The organism is Methylibium sp. (assembly GCF_013817345.1).
GTDB lineage: Bacteria > Pseudomonadota > Gammaproteobacteria > Burkholderiales > Burkholderiaceae_C > Methylibium.
Genome location: NZ_JACDCW010000057.1, coordinates 1 through 16,904 on the forward strand (window position 1 = coordinate 1; position 16,904 = coordinate 16,904).

16 protein-coding genes are annotated in these 16,904 nt (G+C 65.5%); 10 read left to right on the top strand and 6 right to left on the bottom strand.

Translation table 11 applies throughout. The features are described from left to right. Positions 1-92 precede the first annotated feature (92 nt). Both rpoZ and gmk read right to left on the bottom strand, forming a co-directional pair. Positions 93-296, bottom strand: coding sequence for a DNA-directed RNA polymerase subunit omega (gene rpoZ, locus H0W40_RS11955; RefSeq protein WP_292446421.1), 204 nt, complete (start codon positions 294-296; stop codon positions 93-95). Positions 297-340: 44 nt separating this feature from the next. Further along, positions 341-997, bottom strand: coding sequence for a guanylate kinase (gmk, locus tag H0W40_RS11960; protein ID WP_292446422.1), 657 nt, complete (start codon positions 995-997; stop codon positions 341-343). A 111-nt stretch (positions 998-1,108) separates the two neighbouring features. Here gmk and H0W40_RS11965 point away from each other — a divergent pair, with 111 nt between their 5' ends. Then, positions 1,109-1,783, top strand: coding sequence for a gluconokinase (locus tag H0W40_RS11965; RefSeq protein ID WP_292446424.1), 675 nt, complete (start codon positions 1,109-1,111; stop codon positions 1,781-1,783). A gap of 150 nt (positions 1,784-1,933) precedes the next feature. Here H0W40_RS11965 and H0W40_RS11970 read toward each other — a convergent pair whose 3' ends face one another. Both H0W40_RS11970 and H0W40_RS11975 read right to left on the bottom strand, forming a co-directional pair. Continuing rightward, positions 1,934-2,074, bottom strand: coding sequence for a hypothetical protein (locus tag H0W40_RS11970; RefSeq protein ID WP_292446426.1), 141 nt, complete (start codon positions 2,072-2,074; stop codon positions 1,934-1,936). Between the two features lie 369 nt (positions 2,075-2,443). Further along, a complete protein-coding gene (locus H0W40_RS11975) occupies positions 2,444-2,881 on the bottom strand; it encodes a hypothetical protein (protein ID WP_292446427.1) in 438 nt (145 codons plus the stop codon). Between H0W40_RS11975 and H0W40_RS11980 the strand changes: the two genes are divergently transcribed. From H0W40_RS11980 to H0W40_RS12000, 5 genes are all read left to right on the top strand, one after another. Continuing rightward, a complete protein-coding gene (locus tag H0W40_RS11980) occupies positions 2,871-3,317 on the top strand; it encodes a DUF2345 domain-containing protein (protein ID WP_292446429.1) in 447 nt (148 codons plus the stop codon). The genes H0W40_RS11975 and H0W40_RS11980 overlap by 11 nt on opposite strands. Before the next feature lie 9 nt (positions 3,318-3,326). Continuing rightward, positions 3,327-4,481 carry a nitroreductase family protein gene (locus tag H0W40_RS11985; protein WP_292446431.1) on the top strand — a complete coding sequence of 385 codons (1,155 nt, stop codon included), beginning with the start codon at positions 3,327-3,329 and terminating at the stop codon, positions 4,479-4,481. A gap of 218 nt (positions 4,482-4,699) precedes the next feature. Next, positions 4,700-5,455, top strand: coding sequence for an outer membrane lipoprotein-sorting protein (locus tag H0W40_RS11990; protein WP_292446432.1), 756 nt, complete (start codon positions 4,700-4,702; stop codon positions 5,453-5,455). Further along, positions 5,452-6,819 (top strand): DUF1302 family protein, encoded by a 1,368-nt coding sequence (locus tag H0W40_RS11995; RefSeq protein ID WP_292446434.1) that lies wholly within the window; start codon positions 5,452-5,454, stop codon positions 6,817-6,819. The genes H0W40_RS11990 and H0W40_RS11995 overlap by 4 nt, the downstream gene beginning before the upstream one ends. An 82-nt stretch (positions 6,820-6,901) precedes the next feature. Beyond that, complete coding sequence (locus H0W40_RS12000; RefSeq protein ID WP_292446436.1) at positions 6,902-9,472, top strand: MMPL family transporter; 2,571 nt, start codon at positions 6,902-6,904, stop codon at positions 9,470-9,472. A 128-nt stretch (positions 9,473-9,600) separates the two neighbouring features. Here the strand turns inward: H0W40_RS12000 and H0W40_RS12005 are convergent, their stop codons facing one another. Continuing rightward, positions 9,601-11,796 carry an AsmA family protein gene (locus H0W40_RS12005; protein ID WP_292446438.1) on the bottom strand — a complete coding sequence of 732 codons (2,196 nt, stop codon included), beginning with the start codon at positions 11,794-11,796 and terminating at the stop codon, positions 9,601-9,603. Between the two features lie 312 nt (positions 11,797-12,108). On the opposite strand from H0W40_RS12005, the gene H0W40_RS12010 reads away from it, so the two are divergent. The 4 genes from H0W40_RS12010 (at position 12,109) to H0W40_RS12025 (ending at position 15,901) form a co-directional block, all read left to right on the top strand. Next, the gene (locus H0W40_RS12010; RefSeq protein ID WP_292446440.1) at positions 12,109-12,750 is read left to right on the top strand and encodes a paraquat-inducible protein A; all 642 of its coding nucleotides are present in this window, start codon (positions 12,109-12,111) and stop codon (positions 12,748-12,750) included. 100 nt (positions 12,751-12,850) lie between these two features. Continuing rightward, entirely contained in the window at positions 12,851-13,528 is a 678-nt protein-coding gene (locus H0W40_RS12015; RefSeq protein WP_292446442.1) for a paraquat-inducible protein A, read from the top strand. Then, positions 13,521-15,248: an MlaD family protein gene (locus H0W40_RS12020; RefSeq protein WP_292446443.1), complete on the top strand. Its 1,728-nt coding sequence runs from the start codon at positions 13,521-13,523 to the stop codon at positions 15,246-15,248. The genes H0W40_RS12015 and H0W40_RS12020 overlap by 8 nt, the downstream gene beginning before the upstream one ends. Continuing rightward, positions 15,245-15,901 (top strand): membrane integrity-associated transporter subunit PqiC, encoded by a 657-nt coding sequence (locus H0W40_RS12025; RefSeq protein ID WP_292446445.1) that lies wholly within the window; start codon positions 15,245-15,247, stop codon positions 15,899-15,901. Before H0W40_RS12020 ends, H0W40_RS12025 begins: the two co-directional genes overlap by 4 nt. A 49-nt stretch (positions 15,902-15,950) precedes the next feature. Here H0W40_RS12025 and H0W40_RS12030 read toward each other — a convergent pair whose 3' ends face one another. Next, positions 15,951-16,898: a YihY/virulence factor BrkB family protein gene (locus H0W40_RS12030; RefSeq protein ID WP_292446446.1), complete on the bottom strand. Its 948-nt coding sequence runs from the start codon at positions 16,896-16,898 to the stop codon at positions 15,951-15,953. Positions 16,899-16,904 lie beyond the last annotated feature (6 nt).

Sequence of the window (16,904 nt, forward strand, 5' to 3'; positions counted from 1 at the left end):
GGCCCCAAGGAACCGGCTGGTTATCCGGCGGACGGCGCACAAAAGAAAACGGCCCGCGAAGGCGGGCCGTTGCCGGGCGTGTGCGCTTCAGGTCACACGGGCACTTTTCTCAACATCTCGATCCCGACGTGGCCTTCGGCAATTTCGCGCAAGGCGGTCACGCCGGGCTTGTTCTTGCTCTCGACCTTGGGTGCGTGGCCCTGGCTGAGCATGCGCGCGCGGTAGGTCGCAGCCAGCACGAGCTGGAAGCGGTTGGGAATCCTGGCGAGACAGTCTTCGACGGTAATGCGGGCCATGGGGTGAGTCTCCGGGGGCAGAACAAAGGGGGTGGGATCGGGCATCAATCCAGGTCGAGCGCCTGAAACACGGCCGCCTTGCTGCGCCGTTGACTCGCGTATTTTAGCCGTTGCGCATGAACGATTGCCTTGAGGTCGAACAAGGCCGTCTCGAACAGGGCGTTGATCACGACGTAGTCGAAGTGTCTGGCCTGCGCCACTTCCTCACGCGCGTTGGCCATGCGCGTGCCGATCACCTGCGCCGGGTCTTCGCCGCGGCGCTCCAGCCGCTGCAGCAGCTCACCCCAACTCGGCGGCAGGATGAAGACCAGCACCGCGCCGGGGAAGAGCCGCTTGATCTGCAGCGCGCCCTGCCAGTCGATCTCGAGCACCACGTCCTCGCCGCCGGCCAGGCGCTGCTCTATCGCCAGCCGCGACGTGCCGTAGAGGTTGCCGTGCACCTCCGCCCATTCGAAGAAGGCGCCCTCCATCACCATGTCTCGAAACTGCGACTCGGCGATGAAGTGGTACTCGCGACCCTCGAGCTCCTGCCCGCGCGGCGCGCGGGTGGTGTGCGAGATCGACACGGCCAGATGGCCGTCGAGTTCGAGCAGGGCCTTGACAAGGGTGGACTTGCCGGCGCCGCTGGGCGCCGCGACGACGAACAGGTTGCCGGCGGTGGGATCGACGTCGCCGGCGGTGCGGTCGCTCGAGGTGCTCATGGTCGCCTGATCATCGTTGACTCGTAGGGCCCATGGCTTGCGGGGTGAGGCGCCTGCGCCGCGCTTTGCGGTGAAGAAAGCACGCGCCGCGTTTGATTTCAGAAGTTGGCCGTGCAGCCAGATTCGCCTGGGTCAGTCTATCAGTCGTGTACTTTTCGCCGGTTCGGCTGCCTGCGTTGCGAAGCGCCGCGCGTGTGCCTCGAGCATGAACCGTACGAGACCGGCATTCGAATTGCTCGGTTGGCTTTTGGAAATCACACCATGAACGCCGTTGCTGCCTCCCTGCCTGCTTGCGTTGTCGTTGTCATGGGCGTGTCGGGCTCGGGCAAAACGCTGGTCGCCACCTTGCTGGCCGAGCGCTTGGATTCCGAGTTCGCGGATGCTGACGCCTTCCATTCGGCCGCCAGCCTGCACAAGCTGCGTAGCGGCAATCCCCTCACGGATCGGGACCGCGGGCCGTGGTTGCGCGCGCTGGCGGCATGGATCGACGCCGTTTGCAGCGAGGGCAAGCGAGGCGTCCTCGCCTGTTCGGCACTCAAGCGAAGCTACCGCGAGACCCTTACCGCCGGCCGGGACGGCGTGAGGCTCGTCTACCTCAAAGGGGATGCCGAGCTCATCGCTCGCCGCATGAAGCAGCGGCACGGGCACTTCATGCCTTCCGCTCTCCTGCAAAGCCAGCTCGACACGCTCGAAGAGCCGCAAGCCGACGAGAACCCGATCGTCGTGTCGATCGACACTGATCCCGGCGAGATCGTGGCGGAGATCATTGCCGAGCTGGAGAAGTAATCTGCACCCTCGTGGCCGCGTCAATGCTGGCCCGCTCAAAGCGGTTGGCGCCCGGGCTGTGGTCGAAGACGAGCCGGTTGGAGCCACCCACGCCAGTGGTCGTTCATTTCCGGCGTGTCACCTCCCGTTCTCAGCGCAAGTCCGGCGGATTCATCGCGGCATCTTTGACGCAGGGGTCTCCCCGTTCGATTCGGCACTGGTCTTCGATTTCTTGCGCCATCGGGGAATCTGGCTGGTCTTCATCGCGAACCAGCGGCCCGGTGCAAACGCCGCGGCGATCAGTGCGCCCATCACCAGTATTGGTAACGGTGCACCGCTGAACTGAGCAAACATGCGATTGAACCCGTCGCGTAATGACTCTTGGCGATCTGCAATAGGCAAAAAAAATCTCGGCGCGGTCGAACGCTTCCTTTAGCCCATCTTCCATGTAACGGCGCACAGACTCCCAATAGCGAACAAGCACCTCCTTGCCTTGCTCGCCAGTACTCCATGCACTCAATGCGAACCAAGAGTGGAGGTGGACACGAGGCTCCTATGCGCCTATGGGGAGATCAAGATGCCTTGCCCGGACGCTTACGAAATGAGCGCATTCCTGACCAGGGAAATGTTGACCGACAAGGTGTTGCGCAAGGTATGGCTGAAGCGAAAGTTCGGTTCAGCCTAAAGGTTCGAAATCGACCCGGAGCCGACGAAAAGCCGGACTACTCGATGGACTTGCAATTCGATCTTCTCGACATCAAACTGCGCCGCGACGCCGAAAACCTTGCGCGGGACCTCGAGGAAGGCGACGCCAAAGGCTGGAACAGCACCGCAAGCACGAGGCCGCCAAAAAGGAAGCCAAGGAGCGCAACAAACGCCTCGGATCGAATGCTGTCGAGCGTGGCGATGAGGTCGTATCCCGTCCTTAGCGGCGACCCGCGGCTTCAGCCTTGCTAGCGGCGTGAACAGCGCCGCTGCATGGCGAATCCCAACCGCCATCATGGCCGTCATGACGATCGCGTCCGCTGCGCGAATGGGAGCCTCGCAGGCGAGCGCTTCTTCGAGCATCTGGAAACGCTGCGCCAGGGCGGTGCCACGCGGGTGCAGAGTGAGCGGCAAGACGACGAGCTGGTACGTGCACGGGAGCGGTATCAAGGCCTTCGCGGCTCACGAGCCGGTCAGCCTTAGGGCCCATGCAGACGCGCTGCAGTTGCTGGCCGACCGCGAGGTCGGTGTCATCAGTGCGATTCGAGCACCTGAAGACCCTGCGCCAAGGCGGTGCGGCGCGGATTCAGGTGCTGGAGACGTTCCACATGTGCGTGCTGCGCCGGTTTTCAGAGCCGACATCCGCGAAGGTACCGAGAAGCTCAACTATTGCAGCGCGGTGCGAACGGACAACGCCAGAGTCATCAGCCGGGCGTTCATGGCGTGGTGCAGGGGCATGGTGTACGGCACATACTCATCGCGCTCGGACGGCTTATGCAGACGGCTACATCTGAAGCTGAACGGCAAGTTCAAGAACGGTGGCTCGACGAGCACTGATTCCGGAGGCTGAACGAAGCGAGTGGCGATCCCTGCCTCGTTACTACAAGTGATCCTCAAAAACGAAGAAGGATGTTCAAGTATGGAAGGTCGAACCACCCTCAAGAGGATTCTTGATATTGCCCGTTGGGCGCCTAGCGGTGACAACACTCAGCCTTGGCGTTTTGAGATCGTCGACAGCAATTCTGTCGTAGTACACGGCTTTGATACGCGCCAGGATTGCGTCTACGACCTGCAAGGTCGAGCCAGTCAACTCTCGATCGGGGCGCTGCTCGAAACTATTGCCATCGCCGCCAGTACCTACGGGTTGCGTGTGGACGCTCAGCGCAGAGGTGACGCACCCGATGCCCAACCCACCTTCGATGTCAAGTTTTCAACTGACACCGAGATAATGGAAGACCCGCTGGTACCGTTCATTACAGAACGCAGTGTGCAGCGCCGTCGGTTGAGAGTGCGTCCACTGACGCTCACAGAGAAGCAAGCCCTCGAATCTTCCGTCGGCGTTCATTACGAGGTGAAGTGGCTCGAGGGGTGGGGCAACCGATTCCGCGCAGCCCGACTCATGTTTCGCAATGCGAAGCTTCGAATGATCATGCCGGAAGCTTATCAAGTCCATCGAAGAGTCATCGAATGGAACGCAATCTATAGCAAAGACCGAATTCCCCAGGCCGCCCTGGGAGTCAGCCCGCCGACCGCATGGCTGATGCGGTGGGTGATGCGTAGTTGGGCGCGCGTGGAGTTTTTCAACACTTACCTGGCGGGTACGTTTATCCCTAGACTGGAGATGGACTTCATGCCTAGCATGGCATGTGCTGCACATTTCGTAATCGTTGGGCGGAAGGCCCCGGAAAGTATTGACGATTACATATTGGCCGGACGTTCGGTGCAAAGATTCTGGTTAACTGCGACAAAACTGGGCCTTCGTCATCAACCGGAGATGACACCGCTTATCTTTGCGGGGTACCTGAAAGAGGGTATAGCTTTTACAAAGAAAGAAGACGTGAAGTTGTTTGCCGTCAGCACGGCGGCTGATACTTGCAAACTAATTGGGGATGATCTGGTACGAGCCGTGTGGGTTGGGCGTATCGGCGAAGGACCGGCGGCCAAGGCACGGTCCCATCGCCTTCATCTTGAAAACCTTCTTGTGTCGGACGGTGCCGTGCATGAATATCGGTAACTTCAGACAATTTTATTAGATCGTGACGGTTATTGGTGCGATTCAATATCTGCAGTTTTTTACTAGGTAAGAATGTGAATTTGCTATTAGTGATCCATCGCTATGGACGGGTTGTTAAGAACGTTTCTGATGCTCGACGGTTATCGATAGGGCGACTCGAGCGACTTCTCGTTTGCTTCTCGAACCGTCTCAGGATATGGCCGTTGATAGGCGGTTGGATGATTGCATTTCCGATCTGGGCCAACGACGGCGCTGCTCTCGCGCAGGCTGTCTATGACCGACCGAGCGGCCGTGACCTCACCACCTTCGGCCGTATGGAACTGACGGAAAAGGACCGTTCCCCGCGTATTCGCGAAATGGTGACCTACCGCTTGGACAAGGGCGGCGGCGAGACCGTCAATCTGATCCGATTCCTGGACCCGGAAGACATCGCGGGGACCGGTCTGCTCAGCTCCGACAATGCGGACGGCTCGAACGAGCAGTGGCTTTACCTGCCGGCGCTCGACCGGGTGCGGCGCATTGCGGGCGACCGCCAAGGTGGGCGTTTCGTAGGCTCCGACCTGTACTACGAAGATTTGCATGAGCGCAAACCTTCGCTCGACCGCCATCGTTTGCTCGGCAAGGACGTCGTGAACGGAGTTGCCTGCGATTTGCTGGAAAGCGTGCCCATAGAGGCCGATGAATCGGTCTACCGAAAGCGCGTTAGCTGCGTCGACCGAACCACTGCGCTGGCACTGCGGGTCGATTACTTCGAGAAAGACGACACCAAGCCGACCAAGCGCTGGCTGTTGCTCGCCAAACAGAAGCACGGCGACTACTGGACGGTGACCGACAGTCGCATCAGCGATTTGCTCAGTGGGCACGAAACCCGGATGATCGTGTTGGATGCAATCTACGACCGCGGGCTGCCTGCCAAATTGTTCACCTCACGCACCCTGGCGGACGAAGGGCTCGAATCAGAATACCGTCCATGAAATGCCTGCTGCTGTTGACTTTGCCCCTGCTCATGCTGCCCGTTCATGCGGCGGACGAGCCGGCCCCGACCCGCACTCCCTCGACCGCGCCGGCCGATGCAACCTCCGACGATGAACCGCCCGCCGCGAGCCGTGCCAAACGTCGTGTCGCAACCCGCAGCTTCCGGCCGGTTCTCAAGTACGGTGTCGATGACGTGCTGGTCGAAGCGGGCGCTCTGCCTGACGCTCCCGAGGCCGACAACAGCACCACGCTGCGCGCCAGCCCTTACGTGCTCTGGCAACCGAGCCGGGCCTGGGAGTTCCGCGCAGGCTTGCGGCTGGACGCGGTGTCTCAGGCCGGCGGTACGGCCAGCTACGAGGAAGGGCGCGCGGACTACGGCGACACCTACCTGCGCTACCGCAGCGGCGATACGCGCCTGACGCTGGGCGCGCAGACCATCGTCTGGGGCCGGGTCGACGCCGTGCCGGTGATCGACCGCGTCAGCCGCGTCGATCTCAGCCGTTTCGTGCTCGATGATCTGTCGGAGCGCCGGCGCGCGCAGTTGGCGGCACGCTGGGAACAGAACTTCGGCGATCACAAGCTCGATGTGGTGCTGCTGCCTGTCTTCCGGGGTGCGCGCCTGCCCGATACGGAAAGCGTCTGGAGCCCGATCGATCAGCGCCGCGGCCGCGTCATCGGCGTGGCGCCCAGCCCCGCGCTGGAGGCTCTGGTGAGCTCGGCGCGCATTCGCGAGGACGACAGCGGCAGCGGCGGTGCGGCGCTGCGCTTCACCAAGGCGGGCGGGGCGATCGACTACGGCCTCACGCTGGCACGCACGCGCCAGACACTGCCGTATTACCGCGTCGATCTGGCCGAACAGTCGCTGACGGCGATCTACCCCTACAACACCTTTGCAGGCGGTGATGTGGAATTCGTGACCGGCGACTACACGTGGCGCGCCGAGATCGGCCACACCGATGGCGTGCCGGTCACGCGGCCGGACGCCCAGATGTCGACGACGCGCTCGCTCGACGCCGTGGTCGGCGTGGAGTTCTTCCCGGGTGGCAAGGACACGCGCGTGAATTTTCAGGTCGCCGCACGCAGTCTCACCACCGACCGCACGATCCTGGAGCTCAAGGAGTACTACGGCGTCAACGGCGAGGTCGAGTCGACATTCGCTCAGGGCCGCTGGCAGTTGGGTATGCGCTTTTTCAGCGGCCTGAACGTTCATGACCTCTACCTCAGCCCCAAGCTTTCCTACCTGGGCTGGGAGCCGCATGAGATCTATCTCGTGGGTCGGTATTTCAACGGCGAAGCGCGCTCGCTCGGTGGCTTTCACGAAGACCACAGCATGATCGCGATCGGTTTGAGCACCCGTTTCTAACCGCCCGGTCATGGTTCGAGGCCTGCTGAGGCGGCTCCACGGCCGCACGGAGGGCATGCAGCACAAGCTGTTGGCCTGGCCGGTGGCGCTGCTGATCATGGGTGCGCTGCAGGCGGTCGGCGGCTTCTTCGCGCTCGGGCTGCACCTGAACAACGCGCCGGAGGTTTATTACCCTTCCGACGCCCCGGCGGTCTTGCTGCGCGATGAGCTGCGCCGCGAGTTTCCGAGCGACGAAGTCCTGACGGTGCTGTTCCAGGGCGACAAGCTGTACAGCGCCGGGTTCCTGAAGCGCCTCGATGCGCTGGCCGGCGCGCTCGAAGGCCATCCGCTGGTCGATCGTGTGACGACGGTGACCACGCTCGAGAAGATTTCGGGCACCGACGACGGTTTCTCGGTGGCACCTTTGCTCGAGTCCTCCCGGCTGAAAGACGCGTCGTCCGATGAATTGCGCCGGCGCGTGCTGGAAGACCGCTTCGCGCCCGACACGCTGGCATCGAGCGACGGCACATCGTTGGCGATCGCCGTCCGGCCGAAGCCGCTGACCGACAGCGCACAGCGGCTGGCCTTGAAGACAGCGGTCGCCGCGGCGATCGACGAGGCCGGCCTGCGGCCGTGGTTCGTGGGTGATGCGGGGCCGGTCTCCATGGACGTCGCGCAACTCGAGTCGGTCCTGGACGACAGCCTCAGCTTCGTGCCGCTGACGGTGGCGATCGGCCTGTTGCTGCTGTGGTGGGTCGTGGGCAGGGTGCGCCCGGTGCTGATCGGGGCAATGGCGATGTCGTCGGTGGTGCTGCCCACGATCGGGGCCATTGCTGCGTCGGGGCAGCCTTACACCATGGCGACGGCGATTCTCCCGAGCCTGCTGGCCGCCTACACGTTGGCGACGCTGTTGCACTTCTATGCCGGTGTGCAGCGGGCGCATGCCGCGGGGCTGCGGCGCAACCGCTCCATCGATCGAGCCCTGACAGAGACCCGCAAGCCGGGCGCCTACAACGTGCTGACGACCGGAGCCGGCCTGCTCAGCCTGCTGCTCGTGCCGATTCCGCCGGTCCAGGTGTTCGGTGTGGCGGGCGCCTTCGGGACGGTGCTGGTCTTCGTGACGGTTTTCTTTCTGGTGCCTCCCATGCTGCGGCGTTGGGACACTCAACGCTGGCCGAGCCGCAGTTCCGGCATGGGCCGGTTCGGCCGGCTGGCTTCGCGGCTGGCCTTGTTCAGCCTGCGGCATCCGAAGGCCGTCATCGGCGGTGCGATCGTCTTGTGTGTTGCGAGTTTTCCGCTCGCGACCCAGGTGAGGGTCGAATCCGACATCCTGGCGTTCTTCAAGCCGGATCACCCCCTCAGTACGCAAACCGAGCTCATCGAATCGAAGCTTTCGGGCGTCACCTCGCTGGAGATTTCGCTGACCGGCAGCGGGCGCGACAGCCTGAAGAATGTAGACAGCTTGCGCTCGATCAGCGATTTCCAGCAGTGGCTTGAACAGCAGCCGGAGGTCGACCGCGCGGTCTCGATGGTCGATCTGATCGAAGAGATGCATTGGGCGATGAACGACGAGCAAGCCGCCTTCCGAGCGCTGCCGGGTAACGATCGTTTGCTGAGCCAGTACCTGCTCGTCTACGACGGGCGCGATCTCTACGAGCTGGTGAACCGGGATTTCCAGCGGGCCAGGATCGTTCTCAGCTTGAACGTGCACGGCACACAAGGTATCAGCCAGGTCATCGAGAGAATCCGCGAGCGAAACAAGGCTCAGCCTCTCCCCGGCGTTGAAATGGATATCGGCGGTCATGGCCGGCTTTTCGCCGACCAGGTGGACCTGCTTGTCCAAGGGCAGTTGAACAGTTTTGCCGGCGCGTTCCTGCAGATATTCATCCTCATGACGCTGCTGTGGCGCTCGCCGGTTGCAGCGGCGCTGTGCATCGTTCCGAATCTCGCGCCGCTTTTCTTCGTATTCGTTCTGATGGGTGCGACCGGTATTCCTCTGGATCTGGCCACGGTCATGATTGCGAGCCTGGTGCTCGGGATCACGATCGACGACACGATCCACCTGTATCACGGCTACCGAAATCGCTTGAAGGCGGGAGCCGCGCCGGTTTTCGCGATTGCCCGGAGCTTCGAATCGTCCGGGCGCGCCGTGCTGGCGACGTCGCTGTTGCTGATCGCCCAGTTCGCATTGCTGGCCGCGTCGGACTTCATCCCGACATCGAACTTCGGGCTATTGACCGCAGTCGGGCTTGCCGCAGGGCAGTTGTTCGAACTGCTGGTGCTGCCCGCCTTGCTGCTTGTGGCCAGACGGCGGGGGCCGGCAGGGGCGTCACCCGAAAAGCGGGCAGCACCGGCGCCTGCGATCGCGATACAGCAACGCCGTGTGCTGGTATGTCGGGGTCGAACCTGCAACCAGGCCGGAGCAGCCGCGGTCTGGCGGCGGCTGCGAGATGAGCGACGGCGGCTCGATCTGCATGACCCCGCGACGGGCGTCTTGATCACCAAAACCAGTTGCCTCGGCCCGTGCCGGTTGGGACCGGTGTTGCAGGTGTTTCCCGAAGGGGTCTACTACTGCCGAGTCGACGAGGCAGGGATCGACCGAGTGATTGGCGAGCACTTGGTCGGTGGACGCGTCGTGGGCGAACTGGCGTTATCGCCCGAGCGGAGCGCTTGATACCTGCTGTGCGGAGCCGAGGCCAAGCGCTGAGGCACGCGCCTGCAAACCGGTCTGCCGAGCCCTCATCCCGGGCCGTAAAGCTTGCGGCTTTTTTTTCTGGTGGGTCCGAGCGTCTTCCGGCGTCCTCAGCGCTTGCGGGGTGGCGGTTTCGCCGGGGGCGTCGCAGACCGCAGGCGCTCCACCGCTTTCTGGCAAACCGCCTTCTCTTCTTCTCCCAGATCGACGAGCGCGAGCAGGCCGGCCAACGGGGTCACTACCGTCGCCAGGGCCACGCCGGCCAAGGCTCGCAGGCCGAGCGCCTTGGTTTCCAACCCCACCTTGGGATCGGCAAAGCTGCCCTTGACACGCACCGGCGCCCGCAGCGCGAGCGGGGAAAAGTCCTTGGGGTTGGCAGTGAGGCGCAGGTCCAGCTGCTCTTTGCCCAGCGCGACGGTGCCACCCACCAGGACGGTCGTGTCGGGCGTATCGATCACACCGACCTCGATGGACATGAGGCCGTCCTTCACCACGGTTCTCGCCACGGCGCACTGCACCGGCAGCAATTCGTCACCACTGATCATCAGGCCCAGGCCTTCCGCGATGTCGATGCCGGTGACCTCCAGCAACAGGTGCGACATGCTGCCTTCGCGCACCCACCACTGCGTGGAGCCGTCGAGAGAGCCGAGCATCTGCGCCGTCGAGCGGCCGCGGCCCTGTAGCTTGGCCTGGCCGCTCAGCGCGCCGCCCACATAGCCCACCTTCGCCGGCTGATCGGCCTTGGTGTCGCGCCCCTTGCCCGCCTTGACGAAGCGTTCGAGCCGTATGCCCGACCAGCGAAGGTCGGCGTTCCAGATCGGCGCCTTCTGGTTCTTCGCGTCGAGCGAGAGTGCGCCGCGCAGTTCACCTCCCGAGTTGCGTGCCAGCAGGTTGTCGACGGTCAGCCGGCTGTCTTTCAGGCGCAGCCGCCCGTTGAGCGGGGCGAACGGCTCGAGCTGCGGCGTGCCGAAATCCACCTGCTTGAACTCCAGCTTCAGGTCGGCCTGCATCTGCGCCAGCGAAGGCACGTCGAACTCGCGTTCCGGCAGCACGCGGCCGCGCTTGGCCAGCTCGGCCTTCGCTTTCGCTTTCGCTTTCGCTTTCGCTTTCGCTTTCGCCTGTGCCGCCTGCTCGTCTTCGTCAGGCTTTGCGCCGAAGGCGGGCGCGAGGTCAGGCAGGGCCAGCCGCGCGCCGCCGAGCGTGCCGCTGAGGTTGGGCACAGGCGTGCTGCGGTCGAAGACAAGATCGGCTTGCAGCCGGCTCGAGCCGACCGTGAGGCGGCTGACAGCGATCCGCCACACCTCGAGCTCCTTGCGCACCCGGCCGTTCGTCTCGAAAGCGGCCGTGGTGGGCAGGGTCATGCCGAGCGAGTCGCCCACCGCCGACAGCGAGGGTCCGGCCAGCCGGAAGTTCGCGTCCAGCGCAGTGAGCGCCAGGACGTCGCGCGCGGTGCCGTCGAGGTGAAATTCGGTTTCCCCCACCTGCAGATCCAGCACCAGCGGCACCGGCTCGGCGTCGGCGCCGCCGGCGGCGAGTGGCAGCAGGCCGCTGGTCTGCAGCCGCGCCTCGAGCTTCGATTTGCGGTACGTGCCCACTGCAGTGGCCTCGAGACCACGAACCGGCGCGCCCGCGGCGCCGGCGTCGAGAGTGGCGCTGCCTGCGGGTGGGGGGGTCGATGCGCCGGGCGAAGCGGAAGCGGCCGGCGCGGCGGCACCGGCGCTGCCTTCACGCGTGCGAAGCTGCGCCTGCACGGCGACCTGCGAAACGGCGTCTTCCACGGCGATCTGCGCTCGGTGAACGACGAGCCGATCGAACTGGGGCAACTCGGCTTCCTCTTTCTCAGGCTCCTTCGGCTCGGTGCCGAACTGCCAGTTGGCACGGCCGTCGGCGTTGCGCACCAGCGTCATGTCGAGTTCGTCCACCTCCAGCGAGCGCACCCGCAGCACCGAGTCGGGCCGAGGGCGCCACAGGGCGAGGACCGTCGAGTAAGGCACGGTCAATGCGAAGTTGCTCGCCCTTAAAAAATCGCGCGGCTGGCCGGCGGCATTTTTCAGATGGGGCCCGTCCGGCGGCGGGCCGATGACCAGTGAGTCGCTGCGTGCACGTATCGAGCCGAACAAACGGACGCCGAAGTCCTGGCCGATGCTCACCTCGCGCGACAGGCCGCGCTCCAACCCGCGTTCGAGCGGCGCACGAAGGAAAGGCCATGCAAGCCACTCGCACAGCGCCACGGCCAGAACGATGAATGCCAACGGGGCCCACAACCAGACCCACCGCCGCAATGTGCTGCCCGACTTCTTCGACATGTGAGGATCCTCGAGTGATGTTGACCGGCGAGCCGTCTTCCACGCAGGAGGGCGATCCGCATGCCCAGGGGCGCCGGTAACGCACGCATGAACTCGATCTTTTTGATGTTGGACAGCCGGATGCGGTCGGTCCGTGCGCTGGAAGACCGAACGAACGCCGCAGCCTTGACGAAGCGTGGCATGCCTCGGGTACTCTCGCATCCGTCGTGTATGCCGCCACCGCGAGCGGGCCGCAGTTCGACGTTCGGGCACGCAGCGGTCCCGATCACTCCAGTGGCGCGAGCTTCGAGAGGCAATCAATCACACATGCCGATGGGTTTTTCACAGCCGCGCGCGCTGCGCCTTGCGACGCACCCCGATCTGGTCGCCTGTCCCGATTGCGATGCACTGCACGTGCGCCGCGAGCTGAGCGCCGGCGAGGTGGCGCGTTGCCGTCGCTGCGCGGGGGTGCTCGAGCGCGGCGACCGGCTCTCCATCGACGGGCAGTTCGCGCTCGCGTTGGCGGCGCTGATCGTCTTTGCCCTCGCCAACCTGACGCCCATCGTCACACTCGACCTGCGCGGCGTCGAGCTGCGGGTCACCTTGTACGAAGCGATGTTGCGCACCTGGCAATCCGGCCAGCACGCCGTGGCCGTGCTGGCGGCGGCGACGGCATTTTTCTTTCCTTTGGCCGTCATCCTGCTGCAGCTATGGGTCGTCGCGCCGCTGGCCCGGGGACGGCGCGTGCCGGGTGGGGCCGTCGCGCTGCGGTCGCTGCATTGGCTGCTGCGCTGGAGCATGGTGGAAGTCTTCATGTTCGGCACGCTGATCGCGGTGGTGCGCAGCGCCGGGCTGGCCAGCGTGGTGCCGGGCGTCGGCGTTTTCTCGTTCGCGCTGCTGACGCTGCTGCTCGCCGCCAACCAGGCGACGGGCCTGCACGCGCTGTGGCGTCGCGTCGCAAGGGGCGGTGCATGAGTTCGTTGTCGAGCCGCCCCGGCACGGGCTCCCGCCGCGGGACAAAGGGAGCGGGGCTGCGGCTTTGTGAATGCACGAGCGAAGTGACGTGGGGGCCCACATGACGGCCCTGGCGCCGCCGCACGCACCGGCCGACGCCGCGAGCCACCCAGACACCGCCCGCGCCCGCGGGCTGGCCGCCTGCGAATGCTGCGGTCTTGTCAGCCAGGCCGCGCCCGTCGCGAGCGCTGCGCTGGCCTGCCCGCGCTGCGGCTGCGCGCTGCACATGCGCAAGCCGCGCAGCGTGCAGCGCACGACGGCGTTTCTGATGGCCGCCGTAGTGCTCTACATTCCCGCGAACCTGCTGCCGGTGATGACCACCGAGAGCGTGTTCGGCCCCTATCAGCACACGCTGCTCGGCGGCATCGCCGAGTTGTGGTTGTCGGGATCGACGGGGCTGGCCTTGATCGTGTTCATCGCCAGCATCGTGGTGCCGGTGCTCAAGATCGCGGCGCTGGCGATGCTCGTGTTTACCGCCCGCCGCGCCTCGCGCTGGCGCCAGCAGGCGCGCGCAAAGGTCTACCGCGTGATCGAGAGCGTCGGCCACTGGTCGATGCTCGACGTGTTCGTGGTGGTGCTGCTGGTGGGTATGGTGCGCTTCGGCGCTTTCGCCAGCGTGCGCCCCGAGGCCGGGCTGCTGGCCTTCGGCGCCGTGGTGGTGCTCACCATGCTGGCCTCGGCCAGTTTCGATCCGCGGCTGATCTGGCCCGCGCCAACCGACGTGAGGAACGATGGCTGAGCCGCCCCGCCTGGACGACACCGTGCCGCCGCCCGACACCGAGCCGGCCGTGCCGTACCCCGAGCCGCTGCTGGCGCGGCGCAGCCCGCTGCGGCTGTCCTTGGTCTGGCTGGTGCCGATCGGCGCGCTCGTCGTGGGCGTTTACCTGGTGCTGAGTTCGCTGCTGCGGGCCGGGCCCGACATCGTCATCGAGCTCGGCAGCGCCGAAGGTCTGGAAGCCGGGCGCAGCGAGCTGCGCTACAAGGAAGTGGTGGTTGGCCGCGTGACGGAAGTGGCACTGAGCGAGAACCGCGAGAGCGTGCTCATCTCGGCCTCGCTGAACAAGAGCGTGGCTGAACTGGCGGTGCAGGACACGCGCTTTTGGGTTGTTCGCCCGCGCATCGGCACGGCTGGCGTCAGCGGCCTGGACACGCTGATTTCGGGCTCCTACATCGGTGTCGATGCGGGCGTGTCGAATGTGACGCGCAGCCGCTTCGTCGGCCTGGAGACTCCGCCTTTTCCGCTGCGCGGCGAGCCCGGGCGCAGCTTCGTGCTCAGTGCGAAGGACCTCGGCTCGCTGGAGGTCGGCTCGCCGGTGTATTACCGCCGCACGCGCGTGGGCCGCGTGGTTGATTACGAGCTCGACCCGGCGCTCGACGAGCTCGACGTGCGCGTCTTCATCGAGTCGCCTTTCGAAAGCCTCGTGACGCCGCGCTCGCGTTTCTGGAATGCCAGCGGCGTCGAGTTCGCCTTCGATGCCGGCGGGCTGACCGTCAATGCCCAGACCATCGCTTCCGTGGTGGCCGGGGGCGTGGCTTTCGCAACGCCCGAGGGCGAGCCGACGGCGTTGCCGGCGGTGGAGGGTGAGCGCTTCGATCTGTTCAGCACGCGCAAGGCCGCGATGTCGCCGCCCGACGGCGAGCCGATGCGCGTGCGCATGGTGTTCAACCAGTCGCTGCGCGGCTTGACGGTCGGCGCGCCGGTCGATCTGCTCGGCGTCGAACTCGGCACCGTGCGCTCCGTCACCCTGCAACACGACGAAAGCACGCGCGGCTTTGCACTCGAAGTGATCGCCGAGATTTTCCCCGTGCGCCTGGGCAATGTGCGTCGCGCCTTCGAGGCGCCGCCGAAAGCCGGTGCCAGCGCCGATCACCTGCTGCTGGCCAGTCTGGTCGATGCCGGCGTGCGTGCGCAGGTGCGCACCGGCAGCCTGCTCACCGGGCAGCTCTACGTGGCGCTGGATTTCATCGCGCGTGCCGAGAAGGCCGAGCTCGACACCACTGCCGCCGTGCCGACCCTGCCCAGCGTGCCGGGCACCCTGGCCGACGTGCAGCCGCAACTCGCCGAGATCGTGGCGAGCATCGGCAAGGTGCGCTTCGGCGAAATCGGCGCCAGCCTGCAGGCCACTTTGGCCAATGCCAACACCGCGAGCGCGACGCTGACCGAAACGCTGGCCAGCGCGCGCCAGGCGATCGATCAACTCTCGCCCGAGGCGCAGCAGGCGCTCGGCGACGTGCGGGAAACGCTGGCCTCGGCGCAGTCCACGCTCGAAGGCCTGGAGCAGAACCTGGCGCAGCCCGACGCGCCGCTGCAGCGCAACGCCAACGAGGCGCTGGCCGAACTGCGCCGCGCGGCACGCTCGGTGCGTGTGCTGACCGACTACCTTCAGCAGCACCCCGAATCCCTGCTGCGCGGCAACCGTGACACGCCGCCGCCCGGCGCCACCGAAGGGTCCCGATGAAGTGCCGTTCCCTGCCTTGTGTTCCTGCGTCTGCGCACCGCCCGCTGTTGGGTGCGGCGCTGGTCTGCGCAAGCGTCTGGCTGGCCGGCTGCGCCACGCCGCAGGCGACGCGCTTTCACACGCTGATGACACCGCCCGGTGCTGCCGGCGCCGAGGGCCCTGCGCAGCCGGCACGCGGGCCGGCCTGGGAACTGTTGCCCGTCAGCATCCCGGCGCAGGTCGACCGGCCGCAAATGGTCGTGCAGCTTGCCGATGGCGTGCTGGCGGTGGTCGAACAGGAGCGCTGGATAGCACCGCTCGCCGACGAGATGCAGGACGCCGTGGCCGAGCGGTTGACGGAAGTGCTCGGAGTGCAGGAGTCGTCCGGCCGGTCGCGCCGCGAGCGCTGGCGCGTGCGCATCGACGTGCAGCGGCTCGATTCCGCACTGGGCCGCTCCGCGCGGCTCGAAGCCGACTGGCGCGTGCGCTCAAACGAGGAGCCCCAGCGCGCGCTGCGTTGCCGCACGAGCCACGAGCAGCCGGTCGCACCCGGCTACGCGGGGCTTGCCGCCGGTCATCGCAAGGCTGTTGCCGACCTGGCCGAGACGATCGCGGCGAGCTTGCGTGCGCTCGACGCGGGGCAGTCGCCCGGCTGCATGGCGCCTTCCTCCTGACAGTCGAAACCACGCGCCGTGCCGCGCGGCATGGCCAGTCAGTGCATCGTCATGAGGCCTTGACCGCGTCGGTGATCTCGCGACTCGGTGCCGCATCGGGCGACTCGCCCTGCTTGGGTATCGCCGACGCCGCGCCTGGCCGGGCACGGCCCTTGAGCGAGCCGAAGGTGTGCGCATAGACCCAGGTGAACTCGGCGCCCATCAGGAAGATCTGCGCGGAGTAGTAGACCCACACCATCACCACCACGATCGAGGCCGCCGCGCCGAAGGCCGAGGCCACGCCGCTCTTGCCGATGTACAGGCCGATGAGCAGCTTGCCGATGGTGAAAAGCATGGCCGTCACCGCTGCGCCGACCCACACGTCGCGCCACTCGACGCGCACTCTCGGCATCAGCTTGTAGATCAACGCGAATACCCCGGTGATCAGGCTGAAGCTGATCAGGAAGTTCACCACGTTGAGCGTGATCTCCCAGCCGGCGAACAGCGGCGTCCACCACTTGCCCAATGCCGCCAGCCCGGCGCTCGCCACGAGCGACACCATGAGCAGGAAGCCGATGCACAGGATCATGCCGAAGGACAGCAGCCGCGTGCGCAGCAGGTTCCACAGACCGCTGCTTTCAGCCCGCGCCGGCGCGCGCCAGATGCGGTCGAGCGAGGTCTGCAGTTCGCCGAAGACGGTTGTGGCACCGATCACCAGCACGCCGGATCCGATTACCGTGGCCAGCGTGCCGGTGGTCGGCTGATTCACGCTTTGCAGCAGGCCTTCGACGGCCTTGGCGCCGGTCGCGCCCATCAGGCCTTCGAGTTGCTCGAACACTTCGCCACGCGCCGCGTCGGTGCCGAACACCAGCCCAGCGACCGAGATCGCGATCAGCAGCAGCGGCGCGATCGAGAACATGGTGTAGTAGGCCAGCGCCGCGCCCATGCTCGGCGCGTAGTCTTCCTGCCAGGATACGGCGGCGGCCTTGACCAGCGCCCAGCATTGTTTGAGGGTCATCAGCAG

Excerpts from the sequence above, each read along its gene's own strand:
- rpoZ (WP_292446421.1), bottom strand. The coding sequence starts at position 296 with ATGGCCCGCATTACCGTCGAAGACTGTCTCGCCAGGATTCCCAACCGC.
- gmk (WP_292446422.1), bottom strand. The coding sequence starts at position 997 with ATGAGCACCTCGAGCGACCGCACCGCCGGCGACGTCGATCCCACCGCC.
- H0W40_RS11970 (WP_292446426.1), bottom strand. The coding sequence starts at position 2,074 with ATGGGCGCACTGATCGCCGCGGCGTTTGCACCGGGCCGCTGGTTCGCG.
- H0W40_RS11990 (WP_292446432.1), top strand. The coding sequence starts at position 4,700 with ATGATTGCATTTCCGATCTGGGCCAACGACGGCGCTGCTCTCGCGCAG.
- H0W40_RS11995 (WP_292446434.1), top strand. The coding sequence starts at position 5,452 with ATGAAATGCCTGCTGCTGTTGACTTTGCCCCTGCTCATGCTGCCCGTT.
- H0W40_RS12005 (WP_292446438.1), bottom strand. The coding sequence starts at position 11,796 with ATGTCGAAGAAGTCGGGCAGCACATTGCGGCGGTGGGTCTGGTTGTGG.
- H0W40_RS12010 (WP_292446440.1), top strand. The coding sequence starts at position 12,109 with ATGGGTTTTTCACAGCCGCGCGCGCTGCGCCTTGCGACGCACCCCGAT.
- H0W40_RS12015 (WP_292446442.1), top strand. The coding sequence starts at position 12,851 with ATGACGGCCCTGGCGCCGCCGCACGCACCGGCCGACGCCGCGAGCCAC.
- H0W40_RS12020 (WP_292446443.1), top strand. The coding sequence starts at position 13,521 with ATGGCTGAGCCGCCCCGCCTGGACGACACCGTGCCGCCGCCCGACACC.
- H0W40_RS12025 (WP_292446445.1), top strand. The coding sequence starts at position 15,245 with ATGAAGTGCCGTTCCCTGCCTTGTGTTCCTGCGTCTGCGCACCGCCCG.
- H0W40_RS12030 (WP_292446446.1), bottom strand. The coding sequence starts at position 16,898 with ATGACCCTCAAACAATGCTGGGCGCTGGTCAAGGCCGCCGCCGTATCC.